General features: G+C 60.7%; 2 protein-coding genes. Both read left to right on the top strand.

Annotation, left to right across the window (positions count from 1 at the left end; all coding sequences use genetic code 11):
- The coding region (locus NKI25_RS36175) for a DDE-type integrase/transposase/recombinase (protein ID WP_353000950.1) at positions 1–243 on the top strand (243 nt) is incomplete at its 5' end.
- 13 nt (positions 244–256) lie between these two features.
- The gene (locus NKI25_RS36710; RefSeq protein ID WP_502894663.1) at positions 257–910 is read left to right on the top strand and encodes a hypothetical protein; all 654 of its coding nucleotides are present in this window, start codon (positions 257–259) and stop codon (positions 908–910) included.
- Positions 911–1,413 lie beyond the last annotated feature (503 nt).

The following is a 1,413-nucleotide window of genomic DNA, read 5'->3' as shown; positions in this document are numbered from 1 at the left end:
CGGCAGCGATCGCGGCGACCGCTGAAGCCGATCCGCATCCGCAATAGCCGGTATCTCAACAATCGGATCGAACAGGATCACCGGCGTATCAAGCGCCGCATTCCATCCATGCTCGGCTTCAAGTCGCAGGCGAGCGCCGTGGTTATCCTCTCCGGCATCGAGATGATCCACATGATGGGCAAGCGACAGGCGAGGTATGCCTACAAGTCTGTCGATCGCTGTTTCGATATCCTCGCTGCCTGACGGACAGGCCGAAATGGCCGTTCACACCCCCATTTCCAGGTTTGCGACAGAGCCTTTTGTCGGCGTTGCCGGCTTCGAAGGGCCGGTGCGCGCCGAGCGCATCAAGATCACCCCCGGCCACCTTGCTGCGGCCACTCGCCGAGTACGAAGCGGTGGTCGGAGGGAGCTGGTGATGACGACGCTAGATCATGACCTGCTGATCGCAATCCTGGATCGGCTGAAGTTGGGCAAGGCCACCCACGCCTGCTCCGAGGCCCTCCAGGGCAATGGTCTGAGACCTGGGCTCAAGCCCTTCGGCGAGGAGAATGAGACGCCGCTGGAGCTCGGGTGCAAGCGCTGCCACGCCCGCTCCGAGGCCCCACAAGGCCGAAGCGCAGTCGTCGGGGTCACGAGGCCCCTCTGCCACGACGACGAGACGCTGCTGGAGCCCGGTTGCAAGGGCTCCACAGATGGCCTGAACCTGGATCCGCCTTTCTTGAGGCGTTGCGACTATCATCGCGGCGACACGCAGCTCTTGATTTGTGTGCGACATCCTCAGCAGATCCATCGGGCTGAGCCGCTCAGCAATATCAACGAGAATGTCCAGCGGCAGATCAAGGATACTCAGAGGAGGAAACCCTTGATCTTGAGGCTCAGAGCGCGTCTGCTCCACTATAGAACAGGATGATTCACCGGGTCCTTCAACGCCAGCCGCCGGTCCGATGAGAGAATTGTCCCTGATATCACGCTCGATGGGGTTAAATGCCGAGATGGGCGCCTTGCCACGCTCCTCAATGCCCCTCATGATTCACCGCCTATAGCTACCAACTGAATGAATCATCGTGATTGTCGCGCAGCGGAATCCTCAAGGATCGGGCAGTTCGTAGGGGGCGCCGGTTTGACCAGGTTGAGCCCGCGAATTGCTCGATCGAACAAGATCCTAATTCTCGACCATGCGGTGAGGCTCGAAGGAGATCCTCGGGACGCACTCCAAGTTGTCGATCATGTTCGGCACACAAGGAAAGGGCGGCATTGCTGCCGCCCTTTCCGCTGTAGGTTGATAGGGGCTGGATTAGAAATCCATACCGCCCATGCCGCCCATGCCGCCGCCGCCCATGCCGCCAGGCATGCCGCCGCCAGCCGACTCCTTCTTCGGAGCCTCCGCGATCATGGCTTCGGTGGTGACCAGCA

Source organism: Mesorhizobium sp. M0808, from assembly GCF_040320025.1.
GTDB lineage: Bacteria > Pseudomonadota > Alphaproteobacteria > Rhizobiales > Rhizobiaceae > Mesorhizobium.
This window is presented reverse-complemented; position numbering and strand designations above follow the sequence as displayed.

Coding starts and splice junctions, on each gene's coding strand:
- NKI25_RS36710 (WP_502894663.1), top strand. CDS start 257: ATGGCCGTTCACACCCCCATTTCCAGGTTTGCGACAGAGCCTTTTGTC.